The sequence below is a fragment of the Paracoccus albus genome, assembly GCF_027913035.1.
GTDB classification, from domain to species: domain Bacteria; phylum Pseudomonadota; class Alphaproteobacteria; order Rhodobacterales; family Rhodobacteraceae; genus Paracoccus; species Paracoccus albus.
The window spans coordinates 1721849-1745455 of the sequence record NZ_CP115775.1 but is presented as its reverse complement, the minus strand read 5'-3'; the positions used below and the strand labels follow the sequence as shown (position 1 = coordinate 1745455).

At 59.6% G+C, this 23607-nt stretch carries 26 protein-coding genes; 18 read left to right on the top strand and 8 right to left on the bottom strand.

The genetic code is table 11. The annotated features are described in order from the left end of the window. Window positions 1-11: 11 nt before the first annotated feature. Together PAF20_RS08670 and PAF20_RS08665 are read left to right on the top strand one after the other, a co-directional pair. Window positions 12-959, top strand: coding sequence for a DnaJ C-terminal domain-containing protein (locus tag PAF20_RS08670; protein WP_271070283.1), 948 nt, complete (start codon window positions 12-14; stop codon window positions 957-959). Window position 960: 1 nt separating this feature from the next. Next, complete coding sequence (locus PAF20_RS08665; RefSeq protein WP_271070282.1) at window positions 961-1296, top strand: hypothetical protein; 336 nt, start codon at window positions 961-963, stop codon at window positions 1294-1296. A gap of 67 nt (window positions 1297-1363) precedes the next feature. Here PAF20_RS08665 and smpB read toward each other — a convergent pair whose 3' ends face one another. Then, complete coding sequence (gene smpB, locus PAF20_RS08660; RefSeq protein ID WP_271070281.1) at window positions 1364-1840, bottom strand: SsrA-binding protein SmpB; 477 nt, start codon at window positions 1838-1840, stop codon at window positions 1364-1366. A gap of 179 nt (window positions 1841-2019) precedes the next feature. Between smpB and sseA the strand changes: the two genes are divergently transcribed. Further along, a complete protein-coding gene (gene sseA, locus PAF20_RS08655) occupies window positions 2020-2874 on the top strand; it encodes a 3-mercaptopyruvate sulfurtransferase (RefSeq protein ID WP_271070280.1) in 855 nt (284 codons plus the stop codon). Then, window positions 2874-4055: an amino acid aminotransferase gene (locus tag PAF20_RS08650; protein ID WP_271070279.1), complete on the top strand. Its 1182-nt coding sequence runs from the start codon at window positions 2874-2876 to the stop codon at window positions 4053-4055. Before sseA ends, PAF20_RS08650 begins: the two co-directional genes overlap by 1 nt. Before the next feature lie 61 nt (window positions 4056-4116). Here the strand turns inward: PAF20_RS08650 and PAF20_RS08645 are convergent, their stop codons facing one another. From PAF20_RS08645 to ubiA, 3 genes are read right to left on the bottom strand one after another with little or no spacing between them, the layout of a single operon-like run. Then, window positions 4117-4449 carry a hypothetical protein gene (locus tag PAF20_RS08645; protein WP_271070278.1) on the bottom strand — a complete coding sequence of 111 codons (333 nt, stop codon included), beginning with the start codon at window positions 4447-4449 and terminating at the stop codon, window positions 4117-4119. Next, window positions 4446-6542 (bottom strand): OmpA family protein, encoded by a 2097-nt coding sequence (locus tag PAF20_RS08640; protein ID WP_271070277.1) that lies wholly within the window; start codon window positions 6540-6542, stop codon window positions 4446-4448. Before PAF20_RS08640 ends, PAF20_RS08645 begins: the two co-directional genes overlap by 4 nt. A 45-nt stretch (window positions 6543-6587) precedes the next feature. Then, window positions 6588-7535, bottom strand: coding sequence for a 4-hydroxybenzoate octaprenyltransferase (gene ubiA / locus PAF20_RS08635; RefSeq protein ID WP_271070276.1), 948 nt, complete (start codon window positions 7533-7535; stop codon window positions 6588-6590). Between the two features lie 11 nt (window positions 7536-7546). Between ubiA and PAF20_RS08630 the strand changes: the two genes are divergently transcribed. The 9 genes from PAF20_RS08630 to PAF20_RS08590 all read left to right on the top strand — a co-directional run bounded on the left by PAF20_RS08630 (window position 7547) and on the right by PAF20_RS08590 (window position 16061). After that, complete coding sequence (locus PAF20_RS08630) at window positions 7547-8263, top strand: 16S rRNA (uracil(1498)-N(3))-methyltransferase (RefSeq protein WP_271070275.1); 717 nt, start codon at window positions 7547-7549, stop codon at window positions 8261-8263. Window positions 8264-8480: 217 nt separating this feature from the next. Then, complete coding sequence (locus PAF20_RS08625; RefSeq protein ID WP_271070274.1) at window positions 8481-8660, top strand: DUF1127 domain-containing protein; 180 nt, start codon at window positions 8481-8483, stop codon at window positions 8658-8660. A 206-nt stretch (window positions 8661-8866) separates the two neighbouring features. After that, the gene (locus PAF20_RS08620; RefSeq protein ID WP_271070273.1) at window positions 8867-11215 is read left to right on the top strand and encodes an oxidoreductase; all 2349 of its coding nucleotides are present in this window, start codon (window positions 8867-8869) and stop codon (window positions 11213-11215) included. A 75-nt stretch (window positions 11216-11290) separates the two neighbouring features. After that, on the top strand, window positions 11291-12478 hold the full coding sequence (locus tag PAF20_RS08615) for an acyl-CoA dehydrogenase (protein WP_353620581.1): 1188 nt from the start codon (window positions 11291-11293) through the stop codon (window positions 12476-12478). Window positions 12479-12486: 8 nt separating this feature from the next. Further along, complete coding sequence (locus PAF20_RS08610; protein ID WP_271070271.1) at window positions 12487-13227, top strand: SDR family NAD(P)-dependent oxidoreductase; 741 nt, start codon at window positions 12487-12489, stop codon at window positions 13225-13227. Between the two features lie 39 nt (window positions 13228-13266). After that, window positions 13267-14079: an enoyl-CoA hydratase family protein gene (locus PAF20_RS08605; protein ID WP_271070270.1), complete on the top strand. Its 813-nt coding sequence runs from the start codon at window positions 13267-13269 to the stop codon at window positions 14077-14079. A gap of 53 nt (window positions 14080-14132) precedes the next feature. Next, on the top strand, window positions 14133-15257 hold the full coding sequence (locus PAF20_RS08600; RefSeq protein ID WP_271070269.1) for an acyl-CoA dehydrogenase family protein: 1125 nt from the start codon (window positions 14133-14135) through the stop codon (window positions 15255-15257). Further along, a complete protein-coding gene (locus PAF20_RS08595) occupies window positions 15254-15673 on the top strand; it encodes an acyl-CoA thioesterase (protein ID WP_271070268.1) in 420 nt (139 codons plus the stop codon). Before PAF20_RS08600 ends, PAF20_RS08595 begins: the two co-directional genes overlap by 4 nt. After that, on the top strand, window positions 15663-16061 hold the full coding sequence (locus PAF20_RS08590) for a RidA family protein (RefSeq protein ID WP_271070267.1): 399 nt from the start codon (window positions 15663-15665) through the stop codon (window positions 16059-16061). Before PAF20_RS08595 ends, PAF20_RS08590 begins: the two co-directional genes overlap by 11 nt. Before the next feature lie 43 nt (window positions 16062-16104). Here PAF20_RS08590 and PAF20_RS08585 read toward each other — a convergent pair whose 3' ends face one another. The 4 genes from PAF20_RS08585 to PAF20_RS08570 are packed head-to-tail and all read right to left on the bottom strand — an operon-like array spanning window position 16105 to window position 19363. Further along, window positions 16105-16554, bottom strand: coding sequence for a MarR family winged helix-turn-helix transcriptional regulator (locus tag PAF20_RS08585; RefSeq protein WP_271070266.1), 450 nt, complete (start codon window positions 16552-16554; stop codon window positions 16105-16107). Between the two features lie 9 nt (window positions 16555-16563). Continuing rightward, window positions 16564-17850 (bottom strand): TRAP transporter large permease, encoded by a 1287-nt coding sequence (locus PAF20_RS08580; protein ID WP_271070265.1) that lies wholly within the window; start codon window positions 17848-17850, stop codon window positions 16564-16566. An 11-nt stretch (window positions 17851-17861) separates the two neighbouring features. After that, window positions 17862-18341, bottom strand: coding sequence for a TRAP transporter small permease (locus tag PAF20_RS08575; RefSeq protein WP_271070264.1), 480 nt, complete (start codon window positions 18339-18341; stop codon window positions 17862-17864). After that, window positions 18338-19363, bottom strand: coding sequence for a TRAP transporter substrate-binding protein (locus PAF20_RS08570; RefSeq protein ID WP_271070263.1), 1026 nt, complete (start codon window positions 19361-19363; stop codon window positions 18338-18340). Before PAF20_RS08570 ends, PAF20_RS08575 begins: the two co-directional genes overlap by 4 nt. A gap of 169 nt (window positions 19364-19532) precedes the next feature. Between PAF20_RS08570 and PAF20_RS08565 the strand changes: the two genes are divergently transcribed. From PAF20_RS08565 to PAF20_RS08545, 5 genes are all read left to right on the top strand, one after another. Next, the gene (locus PAF20_RS08565) at window positions 19533-20489 is read left to right on the top strand and encodes a PDR/VanB family oxidoreductase (protein ID WP_271070262.1); all 957 of its coding nucleotides are present in this window, start codon (window positions 19533-19535) and stop codon (window positions 20487-20489) included. 12 nt (window positions 20490-20501) lie between these two features. Further along, the gene (locus PAF20_RS08560) at window positions 20502-21824 is read left to right on the top strand and encodes an aromatic ring-hydroxylating dioxygenase subunit alpha (RefSeq protein ID WP_271070261.1); all 1323 of its coding nucleotides are present in this window, start codon (window positions 20502-20504) and stop codon (window positions 21822-21824) included. After that, window positions 21821-22288, top strand: a complete 468-nt coding sequence (locus PAF20_RS08555) for an aromatic-ring-hydroxylating dioxygenase subunit beta (protein ID WP_271070260.1) — start codon at window positions 21821-21823, stop codon at window positions 22286-22288. Before PAF20_RS08560 ends, PAF20_RS08555 begins: the two co-directional genes overlap by 4 nt. Beyond that, window positions 22285-23004 carry an SDR family oxidoreductase gene (locus tag PAF20_RS08550; protein ID WP_271070259.1) on the top strand — a complete coding sequence of 240 codons (720 nt, stop codon included), beginning with the start codon at window positions 22285-22287 and terminating at the stop codon, window positions 23002-23004. The genes PAF20_RS08555 and PAF20_RS08550 overlap by 4 nt, the downstream gene beginning before the upstream one ends. Window positions 23005-23086: 82 nt before the next feature. Further along, window positions 23087-23596: a MarR family winged helix-turn-helix transcriptional regulator gene (locus PAF20_RS08545; protein WP_271070258.1), complete on the top strand. Its 510-nt coding sequence runs from the start codon at window positions 23087-23089 to the stop codon at window positions 23594-23596. The last annotated feature ends 11 nt before the right edge of the window (window positions 23597-23607 follow it).

Genomic DNA, 23607 nt, shown 5'->3' with positions numbered 1-23607 from the left:
GGGGCAGGGTCATGGATGATCCTTACAAGGCGTTGGGCGTCGCCAAGACCGCAACGCAGGACGAAATCAAGAAGGCCTATCGCAAGATCGCCAAGACGGATCACCCGGACCTGAACCCGGACCCGGCAGCGTCAGAGCGGTTCAAGGCCGCATCCGCAGCCTACGACCTGCTGAAAGACGCCGAGCAGCGGGCGCGCTTCGATGCTGGCGAAATCGACGCACAGGGGCAGGAACGTCCCCAGCAGCAATATTATCGCGATTTTGCCGAGCGTGGCGACAGTCCCTATCGCCAGCACTCATCAGCCGGATACGGCGATTTCTCGGATGTTTTCGAGGATTTGTTTGGTGGACGACAGGGCGGCGGTTTCGATCCGCGCGATTTTGGCGGGTCCGCTCAGGGCTACCGGCGCTCGGGTGCGGGACAGCAAGGGTTCAATATGCGCGGTCAGGATCTGCGCTATGATCTGGATGTCGACTTCATGACCGCGGCGAATGGTGGCACGACGCGCATCACTTTGCCGGATGGAAACACGCTCGACGTTAAGATTCCCGAAGGTGCAACGGACGGCCAGAACATACGTCTGCGCGGCAAGGGCGGCGAAGGCTATGGTGAGGGGGCGCGGGGCGATGCCTATCTGACGCTGCATGTGCGCGAGCATCCCGACTGGTCTCGTGACGGCAATGATGTGACGATTACGCTGCCGATCTCGATTGATGAGGCCGTTTTGGGCGGCAAGATCGAGGTGCCGACCCTGACCGGAAAAGTCGCGATGAATGTACCGAAAGGTGCGTCCACGGGTCAGCGACTTCGCCTGAAAGGCAAGGGCATCAAAGGCGGCAATCAATATGTGCAGCTCAAGATCGTCATGCCCTCGGAGATTGACGATGGTCTGAGGGATTTCATGGCAAACTGGCGCAAGGGTCACGCCTATGATCCGCGCAAGGGCATGGGGGGCTAGGATGGCACGCTATACCGCCGAGGAACTTATCGCCGCAATAGAGGATCTTACCGCCCCCCGGCTGGCTCGCTATGTCGAATTGAGGGTAATTCAGCCAGTCATGTCTGATGCGGGTGACAGCTATCGCGACGTGGACCGCGCACGTGCGCAGCTTTTGTGCAGCCTTACCGAAGATTACGGTTTGGACGGCGAAGCGCTAACGCTCATGATGTCGACGCTGGACGAGGTGCATGGGCTTCGTGGTGAAATGCAGGCGCTGATGTCCGCGTTGGCCGAGGAAGACGCCGAGATCCGTCAGCGCATCACGCTGCGTATCCGACAAAAGCGCGGGCATTGAGCGGGTGTTGAAGGGGCCGGCGGGGCTGCGCCCGTTGATGCCGGGCGCAAACCGATCTGCTGCCTCATTACAGGTTTTGCTTCAGCAGACGTTGCTTCTGCCGGTTCCAGTCGCGCTTGGCAGAGGTTTCGCGCTTGTCGGCGACCTTTTTACCTTTGGCGATGCCGATCTTCAGCTTCACCAGGCCGCGATGGTTGAAATACATCACCAGCGGAACAAGCGTCATGCCGTCACGCCCGATGGCAGCCCATAGTCGCGCCAATTCCTTTTTTGAAACCAGCAATTTGCGGCGACGGCGTTCCTCATGCCCGAAAACGCCGGCTTGCAGGTAGGTGGCGATGTAAGAATTGATCAGCCAAAGCTCCCCATCCTCAACCGAGGCATAGCTTTCGGCGATGTTGGACTGGCCTGTGCGCAGCGACTTCACCTCGGACCCGGTCAGGATGATGCCAACCTCCAGATCGCTTTCGATGAAGTAATCGAAGCGCGCGCGGCGGTTTTCCGCAATGACTTTGTAATTCGGATCGTCGTTTTTCTTGGCCATGATCGCGCAGAGATAGGGGCGCGTCGGCGGGAAGTAAAGACGCGCGGTTGTGGTGGATTGCACTCTTCCGCGCAGCCCCGGTGCAACGCGGGACCGACGTTTTGCCTTATAAAGCTTGCTCCTACTTGGCGTCAGCGATAGATCGGATCGGCATGAACCGCAGCAGGAAGGGCACGCGTATGACTGATGACCCGAAAACGCTGGTTTCAACGGACTGGCTGGCGGCGCGGCTGGGTGATGCGGATATTCGTATACTTGATGCAAGCTGGCATATGCCTGCCGCAGGCCGGGATGCCCAAGCGGAATTTGATGAACGCCACATTCCCGGTGCGCAGTTCTTCGACATCGACGCCATTTCCGATCCTGACAGCGATCTGCCGCACATGGCACCCTCACCCGCGGTTTTTGCCGGGAAGGTCGGTCAGATGGGTATTGGGCCCGGTCAGCAGGTGGTGATCTATGACCATGCCGCCACACGCAGTGCTGCGCGGGCGTGGTGGACGTTCCGCTTGATGGGGTTTTCCAATGTCGCCGTCCTTGATGGCGGATTGGGCAAGTGGCTGGCAGAGAACCGGCCCGTGACGGCGGATGTTACCGGCCTTCTCGGTGAAGATGTGCAGGCCAGTCGCGATGCGGCACTGGTGCGAAATCGTGAAGAGGTCGCATCCGCGTCACAGCTGGGCACGCATGAGATCGTGGATGCCCGCGCCGCGCCACGCTTTCGCGGTGAAGCGCCAGAGCCGCGCGAGGGTTTGCGCTCCGGTCATATGCCCGGTGCGAAGAACCTGCCATTCGATCGGCTCTATAATGAGGACGGAACGATGAAATCCGGGGATGCCCTGCGCGCCCAATTCGACGATGCGTCGGTGGATCTGTCGCGTCCCGTCATTACGACGTGCGGGTCGGGGATCACCGCCGCCTCGCTTTCGCTTGCCCTGGAGAGGCTGGGGCATCGCAATCACGCGCTCTATGATGGTTCCTGGACCGAATGGGGCGCCCATCCAGACAGCAAGATCGCAACCGGAGACGCATGATGCTGGGCAACCTGAAGCCACAAGCCCCCGATAAAATCCTGGCCCTGATGGGCGAATACAAGGCCGACACAAGACAGGGTAAGATCGACCTTGGCGTCGGTGTCTATAAGGACCCGACCGGGCTGACGCCTGTCATGCGTGCTGTCAAAGCCGCCGAGCAGAAGATTTGGGAAAGCCAGGACACAAAGGCCTATACCGGCCTTGCGGGCACCGAAGAATATCGCGATGCGATGGCCTCGATGGTGTTGGGCGGTGTGGCAGGTGATCGTATCGCTTCGGTTGGAACGGTCGGTGGTACTGGCGCGATCCGGCAGGGGCTGGAACTGGTCCGCATGGCGAACCCCGATGCCGTCATCCACGTATCGGACCCGACATGGCCGAACCATCTGTCGATCCTGAAATTCATGGGCCAGCAATTTGTCGAATATCCCTATTTCGACAATGACACGCGCGGCGTTGCCTTTGAGGCGATGCTGGAAGGACTGGGCAAAGCAAAACAGGGCGACGTCGTGCTGCTGCATGGCTGCTGCCACAACCCGACCGGTGCCAATCCGACGGCAGAACAATGGGATGCCGTTGCGGCATCGCTGGAAAAAACCGGCGCTATCCCGATGATCGACTTGGCCTATCAAGGTTTCGGCGACGGGCTTGATGCGGATGCCGCGGCGACGCGCATGATCGCCGAGCGCTTGCCAGAGGTGCTGATTGCGGCCTCGTGCTCTAAGAATTTCGGGATCTACCGCGAGCGTACGGGCATTCTGATGGCCCTGACCGCAGACAATAAGGCGCGTGAGATGTCGCAGGGCGCGATGGCCTATCTGAACCGGCAGACCTACAGTTTCCCGCCCGATCACGGCGCAAGAATCGTTTCGACGATCCTGACCGATGAGGCGTTGAGCGCCGACTGGAAAGCCGAACTGGAAGAGGTTCGCCTGACCATGCTGGGTCTGCGCACGCAACTTGCCGAAGAACTGCGCAGCCTGTCGGGTACGGATAAATTCGACTTCATCGCCGACCATCGCGGCATGTTCTCGCGTCTGGGCGCAACGCCGGAACAGGTGGCCCGGATGAAAGAGGACTCGGCGATCTATATGGTCGGGGATTCGCGGCTGAACATTGCGGGTCTGAACAAGGACAGCGTTCCGGTTCTGGCGCGTGCCATTGTCGAGGCTGGCGTCTGATCAGGGCCGGATACCGAAATGCCGCGCCGCGCGCTTCCCTCTGCGCGGCGCGCTCTATTGCCTAAACGGGTTTTCCAAGGTTGCGGTCGATATAGTCGCGAAGCTCTTCTATTTCGACGGAAGCCTCGGCAAGTGCGGCCCTCGACTGAGTCAGTTCACTCGTCGCGAAGGCCAGCCGTTCGTGTAACGCCGCTTCGCGTTCCTTGCCTTCCGTGATCGCCTGATCCCTTGCGTTTTCGGCCGCGTGCAGATCCGCGGTAAGCTGGTTGTGGCGCGCAAACTCCGCCCGGCCCGGTCGTGTCAGTCGACCGACCAGCCAGCAGGAAAACCAGCCGAGAACGAATGACGCGAACAGGATCAGGGCGGTTGCGACGATGAAGTCTTCGCGTGTCATTGCGTCTCCTCGGTGATGTCCTCGACCTCGATGTCTATTTCGGGCCGGTCTGGTGGGCGGGGTGTGTCTGGCGTGGCCTCCAGAACTTCCGCAGGCGGCTCTATCCGTGGCGGCACGGCGAGGGATTCGGTGTCAAACGGTGTTGCAGGGATATCGGGATCGGGCACCGGCGCATTATCCATCGCCGCCAGCAATGCCTCGGTCGCGGCTTCCGCGCCAGGCGTGGTACCAGTGGTCGAGGGCGCAATCGGTAGCGGCTCTGCCACGGGGTCGGGTGACAGCAGGGTCATTTCGATACGGCGATTGGCTTCGCGGCCTTCCTGTGTGTCGTTCTCGGCAATGGGGCGCGTCTCACCATATCCTTGCGCCACCATGTTCTGAACTGGCAGATCGGCCTCTTGCATGGCGTTCAGCACGGCTTCTGCGCGACCGAGCGACAGGCGCATATTGGAATCTTCACCGCCTTGCGCGTCGGTGTGGCCTGCGATCTCAATCTGGAAGTCAGCGCAATCTTCCATAATCGGTCGCATTTCCCGCAGAACAGGGCCGATGTCACCTGCGATGCCCGATCCACCCGGCTCGAAGCCAATTTCAGATTCGAGCATCACGGTGTTCAGGCGGTCGACGCAGCTGATGCCGTCGGGCTGTTCGATCTGCGGATCGAGCCTGCGGTCATAGGCAATCGCCAGTTCGTAATCGGCGCCCGCGCCCAAGCGGGTCGCAAGCGCTGCGACAGCCTTTTCGGTTGCGAACTGGTCGCCGCTGACGCCGGTCACCTGGATAAGCTGTTGGGTGACGCTGAGTTGTCCGCGATCCACCACGCCCATCGCATCAAGTCCAGCCAGAACGCGCAGCGGCCAGCCTTCGGGAACACCCGGATCAAGCTTCAACTCGCCCTCGATCGGGCCAAGCTGGGCGCGGGCAAGGGACTGAACGGTCTGGCGCATCGTGTCATCTGGAATAACGCCGGCGATGATTGCCGGTGCCGTGACGCCGATTTCGGCTGTGAAACGGGCCGGCCCTGCGTCCGGTGCCGATTCCGCCCTTTGCAGGCTCAGTGAAAACGTCGCCGGCAAAGCTTCTTTCAGCGCCTCATCCGTGGCGGTCAGATCATCGTCGCTCGTCGTCGCGGGAAGTGTGATCCGCACTGCTGTATCAAGGATATCCAGCGTCCCGTCGCCAGCCGCACCGATAGCCGCCAGCACGGCCTCATCCCAACCGGGCGGGGCACCTATGCCAAGTTCGCATTCAAGGGAATCCGCATTCGCGCCAGCCTCTACCACAGCGGCGAGAATGCGTTCCGACGCAGCCGCGGTTTCGGCGGCGCAATCCTCCAGAACTGCGGTTTCGCCTTCGCGTGACATGCGCAGGTGATATGGCGCAATCACCGGCAGCGGTGCCGAAATCGTGGAACGGACATCCAGCCCTTCTGGTGTCGCGTCTGCCAGTTCCGCCTCGATCCGGGCTTTTTCGTCGGGTGATGCCGCGTTCGCTGCGATACGCACTGTTCCGGGAGTGACGGATATCGTTCCCTGCTCCAGTATCTCTGTCGCACGCAGGCCAAAATCTAGCGCTTGCCGCCAGTTTGCAGGGGCCGGGAAGGCGGCTGTGCTGGTCAGATCCGTGACCTCTGTATCGTTGCGCGACAGGCGTTCGGCCAGTGCCTCGCGATCCGTGCGGGCGGGAAGCAGACCGATCAGCGATACCGTCTGGCCCTGTCGCATCAGTTCCAGCGTGAAATCCGGCGGTTCCAGTAAAGCGCGTTCCGCCACTGTCATGCGGTCGTCGATCCGGCGATCGTCGATCAGGCTGCTGACCGCGCTGAGGGCGCGGAAACGTTCGACCTCATCCGGGGCGGTGCCCGTCAGGCGGACCGACAATCCGTCGGTTGTGATCCTTGCCCAGTCCTGCCCTTCTGCAGTCAGTGCGGCGCGCGCCTGCGAACGGGTGCGGGTTTCGATTTCGGCGGCGATGCGGGTGGCAACTTCCCAACTCGCCGCGCCGGCGGTCGCAAGCGCCAACAGTGTCAGGATGACACGGGCAGCGCGTCCTTCCGATCTGCTGTTTTTGCTGGATTTATTCAACTCGGCCATTTGCGTGAGTTAATCTTGTGCGGTGAGGTTGTAAATCTTCGCCAGCTACACGATTCCGGCAAGGACAAGGAAAAACGCCAGAACAAGCCCGGCATCGCGGTTTGAGCGGAACAGAAAAAGCTGCATATCTGAATCATTGAGGTCCAGTTTGCGCAACTGCCACAGCAGATGCGTGCCAAAACCTGCAAGGCCGATCATGGCGATCATCCAGCCTGTGCCGCTTGTTCCGGTGGCAGAGATCGCGATGGCCAGCAAGATCAGCGCCAGGGCTCCGAAAAGCGTCAGCCATTTCTTGGTATCCTCACCAAAAAGCCGTGCCGTTGATTTCACGCCGATCAGCGCGTCGTATTCGTAGTCCTGATGCGCATAGATCGTGTCGTAGAACACCGTCCACGCTATTCCGCCGAACCACGCGATAATGGGTGCCCAGTCCAGCCCGCCGCGATGCGCCGCATATGCCAGCATCACACCCCAGTTGAAGGCGATGCCCAGAAATACCTGCGGCCACCATGTAAAGCGCTTGGCAAATGGATATATCGCGACCGGCAGCAGGCTGAGGATACCAAGCCAGATCGCAGCACCTCCAAGGGTCAGCAGCATGACCAGTCCGATAAGTGCCTGCATCACCATCCAGATCACCGCGCCGCGAACACTGACCTGTCCGGACGGAATTGGTCGTTTTGCCGTCCGGTCCACTGATCCGTCAATATGGCGGTCAGTGATGTCGTTCCATGTGCAACCTGCACCGCGCATCGCAACCGCCCCGATGGCGCAGGCGATAATGATCCACAGATCGAACCATCGCGGTCCTGTCGCCATCATCGCAAGCCCGACGCCCCACCAGCAGGGCAGCAGCAGCAGCCAGGTTCCGATGGGCCGGTCAATGCGGCTCAGCCGCAGCCAGGGCCGCCAATGTGCGGGGGCGGCGTTATCGACCCAGTTTCCGTTGACGGCATCGCGCACGGCGTCTGGTATTTGCAGGGCGGGTTTCATAGGAATATCCCATGTCAAAAGTCAGGCTGTTCATAGATCACCCGCTTGCCTCTGGGCAAGCCGTAGCGCTTAACGCGGATCAGGCGCATTACATTTCAGGTGTGATGCGGCTGAAGCCAGGCACCGTGATCGAGGTTTTCAACGGTAAAGACGGCGGCTGGGAAGCCGAGATCGTCGCTGCATCAAAGCGCGGGGGTGAATTGTCGCTGCTGGGGCAGATCAGGCCTCAACTCGACCCGCCCGATCTCTGGCTGCTTTTTGCGCCGATCAAAAAGGCCCGCACCGATTTCATCGTCGAGAAGGCGGCCGAACTCGGCGCTTCCCGCATCGTCCCGATACAGACGGATTTCACCAATTCAGAACGTATCCGGCAGGACCGTCTTCAGGCCCATGCCGTCGAGGCTGCCGAACAATGCGGCGGCACATTTGTGCCGGAGGTTGCGGCGATGGAACAGCTTTCCGGCCTTTTGCAGAATTGGGATGCCAGTCGTCGCATCCTTTGGGCCGATGAGTCGCGATTTGGTCCGGCGGATACGCTGTCGCAACTGGATCGCGGGAAATGGGCCCTGCTGATCGGACCTGAGGGAGGTTTTTCCCCCGCGGAGCGAAAGCGCCTGAGTGACGCGACGTTCGTGACGCCGATCAGCCTTGGACCGCGCATTTTGCGGGCAGATACGGCTGCGGTTTCAGCATTGACCCTGTTTCAGGAGCATTTGGGTGACTGGTGATGCTGCAGCGCAGCGATAGCGATCACATTCATACGCCGAGATCGCGACCGGGTGTGACGTTTGCGTGATTAAAATTCTATTAAAACCGTAATTTATGAGCCGAATGCATAGCGGCTTTGCGGTTTTAATGGCTGGTTGCGGCTGCAGCGTAACCCTATCTTTGTCTCACTCGATGAAAAGCGCCGATCCTGGCGCAGAAGGAAGTGAGGATATTGATATGACCATGATTAGCATGAACGCAGCCCAAGGCCCGTTTGCGCGCATTGCCGCTGCCCTGCGCGTCTGGCAGCATCGCCGCGAAACTCGCGCCGAACTGAACCGTCTGACCGAGCGTGAGCTGAACGATATCGGCTTGTGCCGTGCCGACATTGAGACGCTGGTGCAGAAAAGTGCCTGAACAAGACGCCTCGGCGAAACCAAACCGAACCCCGGCAAAGCAGTAATGCGGCCGGGGTTTTTTCTTGCGTAGTTGGCGGGCGGTCCGGTCTGAGAGGTTAATGCCAAGGCAGAAAATTTCAAAATCAGATATTTTGAACTTAAAATAGAAGCCCGAATGTGGTACGTCTTGCGAAGTGCTGGTTGTTCGATTCGCAGGAGACGGCTTTGAAAATCACGGTGATAGGTGGCGGACCTGGCGGGCTTTATACGGCACTTCTGACGAAGAAGGCGCGTCCCGACTGGGAGGTCGAGGTTTATGAGCGCAACCAGCGTGATGACACTTTCGGCTTCGGCGTCGTGTTTTCGGATGAAACGCTGGATGAATTCCTGAACCGCGATAAGCCGGTATTCGAACGTATCCGCGACAAATTCGCCTATTGGGATGACGTTGCCGTTCATTTCAAGGGGCAGGAAATGCGCTGTGGGGGCAACGGCTTCTGCGGCACCTCTCGTCAAACCTTGCTGACGATTTTACAGGATCGTTGCGCCGAACTGGGCGTGAAGATGGAGTTCGGGGTAGAGATCAGGCCGGAAAACCTGAAAACCCGCTTTGCCGATTCCGATGTGATTGTTGCGGGGGATGGCATCAACTCTGCGATCCGTGAATATTACAAGGAAGGTTTCCAGCCGAGCACGGTGTGGAAGTCGAACCGTTTCTGCTGGATGGGCTCCAGCCGGCCGATGGATGAGTTCAACTATTTCTTCCGCGAGACAGAGCACGGCCCGATGGTCGCGCATTGCTATCAGTATCAGGACGACCGCTCGACCTGGGTGTTCGAGATGGATGAGGAAACCTGGCAGGCTCACGGTTTCGAGGAATATGACGAGGAAGGCTCCAAGGCGAAGCTTGAGAAGATCTTTGCCGAAGAGTTGGACGGTCATCCCCTGCTGCTGAACCGGTCGAACTGGCGCAACTTTCCGCGGGTGTTCTGCGAAAACTGGTTTGTTGATAATATCGTTATCCTGGGTGACGCGAAGGCGAGCGCGCATTTCTCTATCGGGTCAGGCACAAAGCTGGCCATGGAATGTGCAATCGCGCTGTCGGATGCGTTGCTGGAACATGCAGAAACCGATGTGCAGGCGGCGTTTCAGGCTTATGACGACGCGCGCCGCACCCCGTGCCAGATTATTCAGCACAATGCCGACGTCTCGCTGGCGTGGTTCGAACACATGAACCGGTCATGGGATATGGAGCCGTATCAGTTCGCCATGGTCGTCATGTGCCGGGCCAAGTCGATCACATATGACAATCTGATCGTGCGCGACCCGGAATTCGTGCGCAGGGCAGATGACGAATGGTATGCCCGCCATCTGCGCGAAACCGGCGAGGATCTGCGCGAGACGCGGCCGACGCCGATGTTCTCTCGCTTCAAGCTGCGCGGGATGGAGGTCATGAACCGGGTGGTGATGTCGCCAATGGCGCAATACAGCGCAGATAAGGACGGCAATCCCACAGATTGGCTGAAGGTGCATTATTGCGGGCATGCGACGGGTGGCATGGGGCTGATCTATACCGAGATGACCTGTCCTTCCGCCGATGCCCGCATCACCGAAGGCTGTCCGGGCATGTGGACCGATGAGCATGAGCGGCGTTGGAAAGAAATCGTGGATTTCATTCATGACAATACCGGTGCCAAGGTCGCGATGCAGTTGGGTCATGCGGGGCGCAAGGGCTCTACCCAGCTTGGCTGGGAGGCGGCGGATCATCCGATTGCGGATGAAGGCGCGAACTGGCCGCTTGTCTCTGCTTCGGCGATCCCTTGGTTCGAGGGTGAAAGTCAGGTCCCGGCGGAGCTTGACCGCGCCGGCATGGACCGTGTCAAGGCCGAGTTCGTACAGGCGACCGAACGCGCTGCGCGGGCCGGGTTTGACATGCTGGAACTGCATTGTGCGCATGGCTATCTGCTGGCTTCCTTCCTGTCGCCACTGACCAACCAACGCAGCGACGAGTATGGCGGCAGCCTTGAAAACCGTGTGCGCTATCCGTTGGAGGTGTTCGAGGCGATGAGGGCCGTCTGGCCCGAGGATCGGCCGATGTCGGTGCGTGTGTCCGGTACCGACTGGAAAGAGGGCGGCCTGACCGAGGACGACTTGCTGGCCATTGCCGAGGCGTTCCGCGACGCTGGCTGCGACCTGATTGACGTATCGGCGGGCCAGACAGTGCCGGATCAGGAACCTGTTTATGGTCGCATGTTCCAGACCCATCTGGCCGAAGCTGTCCGGAACGTCCCGAAAATAGCGACGATGGCTGTCGGCGCGATTACCGAGGCCGCGCAGGTCAACACCATCCTGCACACCCGGCGCGCCGATCTGGTGGCCGTCGGTCGCCCCCACCTGTGGAACCCTTTCTTCGCCAATCAGGCGGCTGCCTGGTATGGGGCTCTGAACAAGAAGTCCTGGCCGAAGCAATATATCAGCGGGGCGATGCAAGCCTTCCGAGAGGCCGAAAAATCGCGAGAGAAGTTGCTAGAATTACAGCGAAAAGCTGCGCCGGGCCGCCATATGCGCGGTTAGGCTGGAAAACGCTGGCTCTGCGCTGCCGACAGTGACAAACCGGGTCAGACTGACCGTGAGAAAAGAGGAATGACCATGAAAGACAGCAACAAGCTCGTGTGGGATGACCCGTTTCTGCTAGAGCAGCAGCTGACCGAGGAAGAGCGGATGATCCGCGACACCGCAAACGCCTATGCGCAATCAAAGCTGCAACCGCGTGTGCGTGAGGCGTTTCGGAACGAAAACACCGATCCCGCGATCTTTAGTGAAATGGGAGAGTTGGGGCTGCTTGGTGTCACGCTGCCGGAAGAATATGGCGGGATCGGTGCGGGTTATGTGTCTTACGGTCTTGTCGCGCGTGAGGTCGAGCGCGTGGATAGCGGCTACCGCTCGATGATGTCCGTGCAGTCCTCGCTGGTGATTCATCCGATCAATGCCTATGGCTCGGAAGAGCAGAAGAAGAAATACCTGCCGAAGCTGGCCTCGGGCGAGTGGATCGGCTGTTTTGGCCTGACCGAGCCCGATGCAGGTTCTGATCCGGGGGGCATGAAAACGCGGGCCAAAAAGACGGATGGGGGCTATGTCCTGAACGGCTCGAAGATGTGGATCTCGAACTCTCCTATTGCCGATGTGTTCGTCGTCTGGGCCAAATCCGAAGCGCATGACAATAAAATCCGCGGTTTCGTGCTGGAAAAGGGCATGAAAGGGCTGTCCGCACCGAAGATCGAAGGCAAGCTGAGCCTGCGCGCCTCGATCACCGGCGAAATCGTTATGGATAATGTCGAGGTGCCGGAAAGCGCCATGTTCCCCGAGATTGAGGGGCTGGCCGGTCCGTTCGGCTGTCTGAACCGCGCGCGCTACGGCATCGCCTGGGGCTCCATGGGCGCGGCAGAGGCCTGCTGGCACGCGGCGCGGCAATATGGGCTGGACCGCAAGCAATTCAACAAGCCGCTGGCGCAGACGCAGCTTTTCCAGAAGAAGCTGGCCGATATGATGACCGAAATCTCCCTTGGCCTTCAGGCCGCGCTGCGTGTGGGCCGGCTGTTCGAAGAGGGCAAGATGGCGCCCGAGATGATCTCTATCATCAAGCGGAACAATTGCGGCAAGGCGCTCGATATCGCGCGGATGGCGCGGGATATGCATGGCGGCAACGGCATTTCGGACGAATTCCCGGTCTTCCGTCACATGTGCAACCTTGAGACGGTGAATACCTATGAAGGTGCCCATGACGTTCACGCGCTCATCCTCGGTCGGGCGCAGACCGGGTTGCAGGCGTTTTTCTGAGGCAGGCTATGTCGCTATCGGGGAAACAGGTTCTGATTACCGGCGGCGGGACGGGTGTCGGCGCGGAACTGGCACGGGCCTTCAGCCGTGCCGGTGCGCGTGTGGTCATCACCGGCCGCCGGGTCGAGCCGCTGGAAGCTGTCGCCTCAGCCCTGCCTGGCGCGCGCGCGGTGACTGCGGATGTGACGGATGAGGCGAGCGTCAAGGCAATGTTCGCCGAGGCCGGAACCTGTGACATCGTCATCGCCAATGCGGGTGCATCAGACAGCGCACCGTTTCACCGCGTCGATCTGGATCACTGGAATGCGATGCTGTCGGTCAATCTGACGGGCACATTCCTGACATTGCGCGAAGGGCTGATCCAGATGCCCGGCTGGGGGCGGCTGATTGCGGTCGCCTCGACTGCCGGGCTGAAGGGCTATCGCTATGTCGCGCCTTACGCTGGCGCGAAGCATGGTGTGATCGGCATGATCCGCAGTCTGGCACTGGAAATCGCAAAGCGTGACATTACGGCCAACGCGTTGTGTCCCGGTTTTCTGGACACCGAAATGACAGAGCGCTCCATTGCCAACATTATGGAAAAGACCGGTGGCGAACGTGAGGCTGCAATGAAGGCGCTGACGGCGACAAACCCGCAGGGCAGGTTGGTTCAACCGGAGGAGGTCAGTGCGGCTGCATTGTGGTTGTGTAGCGAAGGCGCTGCTGCAGTGAACGGACAGGCAATCGCAATCGCGGGCGGTGAGGTCTGACATGCGTTGTTCAGTAATGATCCTGACAGGAGGAATGACATGACCGAGATGGCAGGGATTAAACCCCGGCACTTCCTCTGGGAGGTGCGCGACCGCGTCGCGATCATCCGTCTGGACCGGCCGGACCGGAAGAATCCGCTAACCTTCGACAGCTATGCCGAGTTGCGCGACACGTTCCGCGCGCTTGTCTATGCCAGCGATATCGACGTGGTGGTCTTTGCCTCGAACGGCGGAAATTTCTGCTCGGGCGGGGATGTGCATGACATTATCGGCCCCTTGGTCGGGATGGATATGAGGGGTCTGCTGGAATTCACCCGCATGACGGGTGATCTGGTCAAGGCGATGATCGGATGCGGCAAGCCCATTATTGCGTCGGTCGATGGTATCTGCGTCGGCGCGGGCGCGATCATCGCAATGGCCTCGGACCTGCGGCTGGCGACGCCGGATGCGAAATGCGCCTTTCTGTTCACGCGGGTCGGTCTGGCCGGCTGTGACATGGGGGCTTGCGCCATGCTGCCGCGGATCATCGGTCAGGGCAGGGCGGCTGATCTGCTTTATACGGGCCGTGTCATGAGCGCGGATGAGGGCGAGCGTTGGGGGTTCTGGAATGCTCTGCACGCGACCGATGCCCTGGAGGACGAGGCGCTGAGGCTGGCGCATCGGATCGCTGCCGGCCCGACATTCGCACATGGCATTACCAAGACCCAGCTGAACCAGGAATGGAACATGGGTCTGGAACAGGCGATTGAGGCCGAAGCGCAGGCGCAGGCCATTTGTATGCAGACCCGCGATTTTGAGCGGGCCTATCGCGCTTTCGTGGCGAAGGAAAAGCCGGTTTTCGAAGGTAACTGATGCAGGGCCGGGGGCCAGCCCCCGGACCCCCTGGGGTATTGGGGTGAAGAAGAATGGATCGTAGCTTTCTGGACTGGCCGTTTTTCGAGGCTCGCCATCGTGAGTTGGCCGAGGGGCTGGATGCCTGGGCCGACAGGAACCTGCCGGTCGATCATAGCGATGTCGATGATGCCTGCCGGGGTATGGTGGCCGCAATGGGCAAGGCCGGCTGGCTGCAACATTCGGGTGGCGACAAGATTGATGTGCGTTCGCTTTGCCTTATCCGCGAGACATTGGCCCGGCATGATGCACTTGCCGATTTTTCCTTCGCGATGCAGGGGCTGGGCATGGGTGCGATCAGCCTTTTTGGCACTGCGGAGCAGCGGCAATGGCTTGATAAAACCCGTTCAGGCGCGGCGATTTCGGCATTTGCGCTGACGGAGCCGGGATCGGGATCAGACGTTGCGGCAACCGCGACGACTGCTGAAAAGGTGGATGGGGGTTATCGGCTGAATGGCGAGAAGACCTATATTTCCAATGGCGGAATTGCCGATCTTTACGTTGTTTTCGCCCGAACCGGAGAGGCGCCGGGCGCGCGCGGTCTGTCCGCCTTCCTGATGCCGGCCGATAGTGAAGGGCTGTCGATAGCGGAACGGATTGAGGTGATCGCGCCGCATCCGCTTGCCACGTTGCGTATGGACGACATGTTCTTGCCGGATTCGGCGCTGATCGGGAAAGCGGGCGAAGGTTTCAAGCTGGCGATGTCGGTTCTGGATGTCTTCCGGCCCACGGTCGGGGCGGCGGCACTTGGCATGGCGCGGCGCGCTTTTGACGAGGCACTTGCGCGGACGGCAGGCCGCGAGATCCAGGGGGAGGCGCTGGCTTCGCTTCAGATGGTGCAGGGGCATCTGGCCGATATGGCGCTGAAGATCGATGCGGCTGCCTTGCTGGTCTATCGCGCTGCCTGGACCAAGGATCAGGGTGCGGCCCGGATCAGCCGTGAAGCCGCGATGGCCAAGCTTTATGCGACGGAGGCTGCACAGGAGGTCATTGATATGGCCGTCCAGCTGCATGGCGGCGATGGCGTGCGTCACGGCGTCAAGGTCGAAGAACTCTACCGCGATATTCGTGCCTTGCGCATCTATGAAGGTGCAAGCGATGTTCAGCGTTTGGTGATCGCGCGCAGTGTGATGTCATGAGCTATCACCGTTTCATTCAGGTTGAATTCAATCACTGCGACCCGGCGGGCATCGTCTTCTACCCCCGCTATTTCGAGATGACGAATTCGGTGGTGGAGAACTTCTTTGCCGAAGTCGTCGGTTATCCGTTTCGCCGGATGCATATGGAAGAGGGTACGGGCGTTCCGACCGTCAGGATTGAGGCCACATTCAGCGCGCCGTCGCGACTCGGCGATATGCTCGATTTCAGCCTGCGGATTCAGAACGTCGGAACATCCAGTGCGACGCTGGACCTTCTGGCCCATGCGGATCGGCAGGAACGTGTGCGTGCGACATCGACAATCGTCTGGATCAGCAATGGCGGCAAAGCCACGCCATGGCCAGACGAGGTGCGGGACAAACTTATCGAATTCAAGGAGCTGACCGATGATACATGAGGTGCTGCACCCCAGGGGCTGGAAGGCGACGCCGGGCTATTCGAACGGCATTGCCGCATCGGGAAGAATGGTCTTTACCGGTGGCGTCGTCGGATGGAACGCCGAGCAAGAGTTCGAGACGGACGATTTCGCCAGTCAGGTGGAGGCAGCGCTGTCCAGCATCGTCGCGATTTTGGCAGAGGCTGGAGCGCGACCGGAACATCTTGTTCGGCTGACCTGGTATGTGACCGACAAGGCTGAATATCTGTCGTCGCTCAAGCAGATCGGACAAGCATATCGGAATACCATCGGCAAATCCTATCCGGCGATGGCGCTTGTTCAGGTGGTTGCCCTGGTCGAGGATCGTGCCAAGGTCGAGATTGAAGCAACAGCGATCATCCCGGATTGATCCGATAAGCTGCGGCGGGGCTGCGTCAGCTTGAACGGGGCCTTCAGGCCGGCTTTTCCATCAGTTTGCGCAGCAATCTGTGCAGCCGTTCGGTATCTGCCTTGCCAAGGCGTTCGATGACGGCGCGGCGCTCATGCTCTTTGGCCTGGTGGACAAGGTTCGCTGCAAGCTCTGCCCCTTCAGGCGTCAGTTTCACCTGCACGCTTCTGCGGTTCTTACTGTCGCGGTAACGCCTGACAAGGCCGCGGGTCTGAATGCGGCCGATCAGATGGGTCAGGCGCGATTGCTCCAGCAAGGACAGGCGCGACAGTTCAGAGACCGTCGCCGTTCCCAGATCATGCAGGCAGGCGAGCACCCGCCATTCGGCGACGGACAGGCCCTGTGCTGCAGCGATTTCGTGAAAGCTCTTGCTGACCTTCGCGCTCGCGACGGCCATCAGGAACAGAGTGTAGTTGTCCAGAAAACCGGCCTTCTCGGAACTCGCTTCGTGCACGCCACGCCCTTACATCGCGTTCGGGATCAGCAGAACCAGAATGGGGAAGCCGATCAGGAGCATCAGCCGTATCACATCCATAATGACGAAGGGAACCACGCCCCGGAAGATTTGCCCGATTGGCACGTCCTTGGCCACCACGCGCAGCACAAAGACATTCATGCCCATCGGCGGGGTGATATAGCTCAGCTCTGTTGCGACGACAAGAAACACGCCGAACCAGATGGGGTCAAAGCCAAGTGCGGTGACGATCGGAAACAGGATCGGTGTGACCAGCATGACCATGGACAGGCTTTCCAGCAGGCTGCCCAGCACCAGCAGCATCAGCATGATCATCAGGATCACCCCGATGGGCGGCATATCCAGCCCCAGCACCCAGCCACGGATATCGGTCGAGAGGCCCGAGAGGTTGACGTAGTTCAGGAAATACAGTGCACCGAACAGGACAAAGAACATCACCGCGGTGGTTTTGCCCGTATCGAACAGGGTTGCCAGCGTTGCCCGCGGCGTCAGCCGACCACGAAACGCGGTCAGCAGGATCGACGCGCCTGCGCCCATGCCGGCGGCTTCGGTCGCAGTGAAAACGCCCAGATAGATGCCGCCCAGCACGAAAGCGAAAAGTGCGAGTGCAGGCGCGACGCCGCGCGTTGCAACCAGCCTTTCGGTCAGGCTGAGCTTTGACAGCGGCGTGATTTCTTCGCGGCTTATAATGAGTGACAGGCGAACGGCCAGCATATAGCCGATGACCCCAAGCAGTCCGGGGATGATCCCGGCGAGGAATAGCTTGCCGATATCCTGCTGGGTCAGGATGCCATAGATCACAAGGATCACAGAGGGCGGGATGATGATGCCAAGTGTGCCGCCCGCCGCGATGGACCCTGTTGCCAAGCGGTCGGAATAGCCGTGTCGGCGCATGGCGGGCAGGGCGATCTTGCCCATTGTCGCAGCAGTTGCCAGCGACGAACCGCAGACCGATCCGAAGCCGCCGCAGGCAACCACTGTCGCCATCGCCAACCCGCCCTTACGGTGGCGCAGCCAGGCATTGGCAGCATCGTAAATCTCATCTGCAATCTTCGATTGGACGATCATATTCCCCATCAGCAGGAACAGCGGCACGACCGAGAGGGTGTAGCTTCGTCCGCTGTCGACATAGACCTGCCCGATCATCGCCAGTGCCGGGTCCATCCCGATAATGCTGGCGACCCCGACAAAGCCGACAAGCGTCAGCGCATAGCCGATGGGTATGCCGGCAAACAGCATCGCGAACAGAATTGCGGTTCCAATCGGCCAGTCCATGCGGTTGCTACCTAGTTTCCATGCGGCGCGCGCGTCAGTGCCAGCACAGCGACAATCAGTGCCGAGGTCGCGCAAATCCCGGCTGCGAATTGCGCGATGATGCCCACCGGGATGTGAAGAAAGACGGTTGTCTGGTTATAGCTGCTGAGCCTTGCGCCATGTTTCCACATCTCGATAGAGACGAGGATCAGCGCGATCACGGCACACAGGCGGGCAAGGAACAGCTGTATGCTGCGGCCTCGATCTGACAGTTGCTGTGAGAGAATATCTGCAGTGACGTGGCCGTCATCCAGACTGATCGCGGGCAGGCCGGCAAAGATGACGCCCATGACCAGCAGCTCTGTCAATTCGGTCCCGCCGGGCAGGGGCGCATTGAAGATATAGCGCCCAGTTACATCCAGCACCGTGATGCAGGTCAGCGCCAGCAGCATCACCCCAAGGATGACCGCCGATACGGTGCGGACCTGCATCCGCAAGGTTTCGATGTTCACGGGGCGGCCTTTTCCAGTTCTTCCCTGAACATTGCCAGTGCTGCATCGAAGTCAACGCCTTTGGCTTCGTAGCCGGCACGAACACGGTCGTAGATGGCATTCGCATCTTCCTCGATCGTGGCGCGCTCTTCTTCGGTTGCGTCGTGGAAGGTGACTTTGCCTTCCAACGCGGCCAGTCCGGCAGCATCGGCGGCATCCCATGCCTGACCGGCCATGCGCACAAGGGCTTCACCCGATACGCTGTCGATGGCTGCGCGGTCCTCCTCCGAAAGACTGTCGAATTTTGCCTGATTCATCACGAAGAAGAATGACACGTTATACAACCCGCCATCGACGCGAAGGCCGTTCGTGACAACATCGTCCAGCCGAAAGAACGGTACGGATTCATAGGGGAACACGATCCCGTCGGCCACCCCGTTCGACAGAAGTTCATAGCTTTCGGAAGAAGGCGCCTGGACCGACACCATACCAAGCCCCTGCACAAGCTGGTCGGTAATTGCACCCGCGACACGGATCTTTGCACCTTCCAGTTCCGACATCGGGCTGACAGCGCGGTCGGTCGTGAACAGGTGGCCCGGACCGTGGCCGAACAGTGCAAGCACCTTGACGCCCGCGTGTTCATTCTGTTCGGCGAGCATGTTCGACCAGACATTCCACAGCGCAACCGAATTCGCTTCGGAGCTGGGGGTCAGGAACGGCAATTCGGCAATTTCCGTCAGCGTAAAGCGTCCGGGCGTATAGCTGTGGGCCGAGAAACCGATATCGGCAGCCCCGCTGGACACAAGGTCGAAATGGGCAGGCGGCGGACCAAGCGGCGCGTCGAGGATTTGCACCTCTACCCGGCCTTCGGTCGCCTCGGCCACCTGTTCAGCCCAGGGGACCATGATGTCTTTCACGACCGGATGCGAGGGCGGCAGCCAGTTTGAGAGCCGCAAGGTTGTTTCCTGCGCCTGCACGCTGCCTGCGGTGGACATGGCGAGCGCGATAAGCGCAGCGGCGAGTGTCTTCCTGCTAAGTTGCATGTTTCGTTCTCCCTGGCCCTGTGGGGCGATTCCCTAAAGCCAGATTACACCCATTGGTGTTTCAAGCAAGAAATTTATGAAAATTCATTATTTCAAATTTAAAGCTTGACGGGAAGTCGGGCAAATGCCGATAATTTGGCCAACGCATAACCAGCGATGGATGGGTTTTATGTCCGATCTCAAGCTAGTCGTTCAGCGCGTCGAAGATGCCGGCGAACTGATCCGTGAAATCGAACTTGCATCGGCGGATGGTGCGGCTCTGCCGGGATATGAGGCGGGCGCGCATATCGAAGTGGCGTTGCCCGGCGACCGGCATAACGCCTATTCACTGATTGATTTTTCCGGCAATGCGGCATCGCCAGAAACTTACGTACTGGGCGTGCGCCTTGAGGACGAGGGGGACGGTGGCTCTCGCTTCATGCACGGGTTGAGGCCGGGCGATGAAATCTCGGCGTCGGGACCGAAGAACCACTTTCCGCTGGATGGTGGCGACGGGCCGGTGCTGCTGCTGGCCGGGGGAATCGGGGTGACACCGCTGATCGCTATGGCGACGGCACTTGCCGCGGGTTCGCGCGATTTCAGGATGGTCTATGCCAGCAGATCGGCCGCAGCGGCCGCCTTTGCCGACCGGCTGAGTGGTTGTCACGGCGACCGGATCAGCCTGCATCATGACGATCAGGCGGGCGGGCCTGTGCCTGTTGCAGATTTGGTCAACGGCGCGGATCCCGAGACGCATATCTATGTCTGCGGGCCGAAGCCCATGATCGACGCCACCCGCGCGGCGATGGAGGCTGCCGGTCGCCCCGAAGCGCAATTTCACGCCGAGCTGTTCGAGAACACCTCTCACCAAAGCGGTGACAAACCGTTCGAGGTTGAGGTCGCATCCACCGGGCAGGTCATTACCGTGCCGGCGGACAAGACGATCATCGAGGCGTTGGAGGAAGCAGGCATTGATCTGATCTATGACTGTCAGCGCGGTGATTGCGGGATTTGCCAGACGGATGTTCTTGAAGGCACGCCGGACCACCGCGATGTCGTACTTTCCAAGGAAGAGCGTGACTCTGGCAAGGTCATGCAGATTTGCGTCAGCCGCGCGCTGACAGACCGTCTCAAGCTAGATCTTTAGGAGATTTCAGCCATGACAGATACCACAACGCTGCAGGAACGGGTCAACGATTTGATCCGCCCCCAACAGGTTCATCGCGATGTTTATACCAGTCCGGAGGTCTATCGGCTGGAAATGAAGCATCTCTTTCCGAACTGCTGGGTCTATATCGGCCATGAAAGCCAGACGCCGAACAAGGGAGACTATATCACCGCGCAGATCGGTGATCAGCCTTTGCTTATGGTGCGCCACAGCAATGACGAAATCTATGTCATGTATAACCGTTGCCCCCACAAGGGCACGAAGATCGTCATCGACAAGGCGGGCAATACCGGCAAATTCTTCCGGTGCCCGTATCACGCTTGGTCGTTCAAGACCGACGGCTGTCTGCTCGCGATCCCGCTGAAGAAGGGATATGAGGGCACGGGTCTGGAAGATACGGAAGCCGCGAAGGGCCTCGCCCCGGTGGGCGACATGAAGAACTATCGCGGCTTCATCTTCGCGCGGCTGGCGACGGAAGGGATCAGCTTCGAAGATTTCTTCGGGGAATCCCTGTCATCGCTGGATAATATGGTCGACCGCTCTCCTGTCGGGAAGCTGACGGTTGCGGGTGCGCCGCTGCGCTATATGCACAAATGCAACTGGAAGATGCTGGTCGAAAACCAGACGGATACCTGCCACCCGATGGTTGCCCACGAATCCAGTGCTGGCACCGCGGTGAAAATCTGGGAGGAGATGGACAAACCCGAAGGCACACCCACGCCGCCCGCGATGCAGATCATCGCACCCTTTATGTCGCCCTATGAGTTCTTTGAAAACATGGGTATCCGCACATGGCCGAACGGTCACGGTCATACCGGTGTGCATCATTCGATCCATTCCGACTATTCGGACATCCCCGGCTATTACGATGCAATGGTCGAAGCCTATGGCGAGGAACGCGCGCAGGAAATCCTGGGCGAGAACCGGCACAACACGGTCTATTTCCCGAATATCATGATCAAGGGACCGATCCAGCAATTGCGGAACTTCATCCCGCTCGGCCCGGACAAGACGCTGGTCGAAAGCTGGATCTTCAGCCTCGACGGTGCGCCCTCCGAGCTGACCGCGCGGACGGCCATGTATAACCGGATGATCAACGCGCCGACCTCGATGGTCGGGCATGATGATCTGGAAATGTATGAGCGCGCGCAGGAAGGGCTGATGTCCGACGGCCTCGAATGGGTGAATATTCAGCGGCTTTACGAGGACGACGAGGATTTCACCGAAACCGCCGAGTTGAATGGCACGACCGAACGCCAGATGCGCAACCAGTTCGATGCCTGGAAACGCTTCATGATCGGGGGTGCGGCATGAACCGCGAAGAGGTCACCGATTTCATCTATGACGAGGCGTGGATGCTGGATGAGGGCCAGTTTCACGAATGGCTGGAGCTTTGGCTGCCCGATGCGGTCTATTGGATGCCGCTGAACTGGAACCAGCAGGACCCGATCAACGAAACCTCACTGCTGTATGAGGACAACTTCATGCTGCGCCTTCGGATCGAAAGGCTGGCCGGGGCGCGGACCTTCAGTCAGAAACCGAAAAGCCGCTGCCACCATGTGCTGAACCGCCCGCGCATCGTCGAGATTTCCGACGATGCAGCGAAGGTCATGACCAAGATGCACTATGTCGAAACGCGGCTGGATGAACAGCAATTGCTGGCCTTGACAGTGACGCATGATCTGAAGGCGACGGATGGCGGGATCAAAATCGCAGGCAAGCGTGTCGATATCCTCAACTGCGATGCGGCCTTCGGTAATATTCAGTTGCTGCCATGAGCGAATACACAGCCGTCATCACCGGCGGAAACAAGGGGATTGGCGCGGATCTGGCGGCCGACATGACCGCGCGGGGCTGGAAGGTGATCTCGCTGGCGCGGCATCCGGGCGAGGCGGCGGAGGTTGAGCATGTGATCTGCGATCTGTCCGATCCGGCTGCGGTCGCACAAGCCGCGGCGGATGTCGCTGCGAAGCACGAGGTCACGCATTTCATCCACAATGCCGGGATTATCCTGCCAAACCTGATCGAGGACGCGCGGCCGGATGAAATGCTGGCACTGACTCAGCTTCATCTTGCGTCGGCGCTGACTTTGGCGCAGGCGTTCCTGCCTGCAATGAAGGCCCGCGGCTTTGGGCGCATCCTGTTCAATGCCTCCCGCGCAGCGCTTGGGGCAAAAACCCGAACCGCCTATTCCGCGTCAAAGGCCGGTATGATCGGCATGGCGCGGACCTGGGCACTCGAACTGGCCGAGCATGGAATAACGGTCAACGTCGTCGCACCCGGTCCGATACTGACGGATAACTTCTGGGGTATTGTACCAAAGGGCAGTGATCAGGAAGCCGATCTTGCCAAGCGTATTCCCGTGGGGCGATTGGGCACGGTTCGAGATGTCACGCGGACATTCATGTTTCTGGCCGATCCCGATGCTGGCTTTATCACCGGGCAGACCCTGTTCGTCTGCGGAGGGGCAAGCATAGGTACGGTGCCGATCTGAGGGAGAAAAGCATCTTGTCGCAGCTTAAAATTTTTATTCTTGAAAGAATTTTGCCCATAGAGAGAATGGAAACAGTATAAGAATGAAATCACTGGGGGCAGCGATGGGATCTGATCGTGCAGGTCTGAATGACAATCCGGCAGCCGCTGATCCGCTGGCTACCCGCAGGTTGCGGCTTTGGATCAGGATGCTGGGTGTGACCCGGCAGATTGAGAACCGCCTGCGCGAATATCTTCGGGTAGAGCATGATACGACCCTGCCGCGCTTTGACGTGATGGCCATGCTTCATCGCCGCAGCGAAGGGCTGACGATGTCAGAACTGTCGCGAATGTTGTTGATCTCCAATGGCAATGCGACAGCAGTGGTTAACCGGCTGGTGCAAGACGGCATGGTCGAACGCATCCTGTCAGATGAAGATCGCAGACGCGTATCGGTTCGTCTGACGCCAGAGGGGGCAGAGTTCTTCGATCTTCTCGCCTCTGACCACCTGCAGATGATCGGTGGCCTGTTGTCAGAGCTTGACGATCAGGACCTTGACCGTATGCGTGACACCTTTCGCAGGCTGCGTGACAGCCTTTCAGCAGCCGGTTGAAAGTCCGGTGA